This window comes from Vibrio gelatinilyticus (genome assembly GCF_022836845.1).
GTDB classification, from domain to species: domain Bacteria; phylum Pseudomonadota; class Gammaproteobacteria; order Enterobacterales; family Vibrionaceae; genus Vibrio; species Vibrio gelatinilyticus.
Genome location: NZ_JAJNNZ010000051.1, coordinates 1 through 570 on the forward strand (window position 1 = coordinate 1; position 570 = coordinate 570).

The 570-nt window shown below is 41.8% G+C and carries 1 protein-coding gene; it reads right to left on the reverse strand.

The features are described 5' to 3' along the window. Nucleotides 1–86: 86 nt before the first annotated feature. On the reverse strand, nucleotides 87–570 hold a 484-nt coding region (locus LNL84_RS19635), incomplete at its 5' end, for a GNAT family N-acetyltransferase (RefSeq protein WP_244359558.1).

Below are 570 nucleotides of genomic sequence, written 5' to 3' on the forward strand. Positions count from 1 at the left end.
TAACGCCCTGCTAAGCTGCCGAAAACCGTGGCATATACTTTGCGAAGCAAAAATGCCACGCGTTTGAGGTCGGCTTGAGCAGTTTGTTATGTTTGGGGCTCAAGAGTTGTACATAATTCTATTTCACGACCTGCGACTAAGTTTCCAGTAGGTACAAAACCACAATTTAGATAGAAACCCTTTGGACTATCAGTACCGTCTACAACACTTGTATAAATCGCCGATGCTCCAAACTCATGAAGTAACTCTGAACTCAACAACACGATTGCTTTACGACCATAACCTTTTGATTGTTTGGTCTGATCTAGCATGAATCGCCAAAGGGTAAATTTACCTGCGTAAGTGTCTGCATTTACCAAGATGAAGCCTACTGGCTTATTTTCCGCGTAGATACCCCGAAACCAAGGAAAATCCATAAAGTTCGCTTCAGCCAATGAAATAGCATTGCTATCAACTTGATTTACCTGATCTTGAGCAACTTGCAACTGGCAGATCTCGTAAAAGTTATCATGATCAATTTTTCTTAGCTCAATGCTCATACTGCCAATTGTCCTCCGAAAACATAACGCC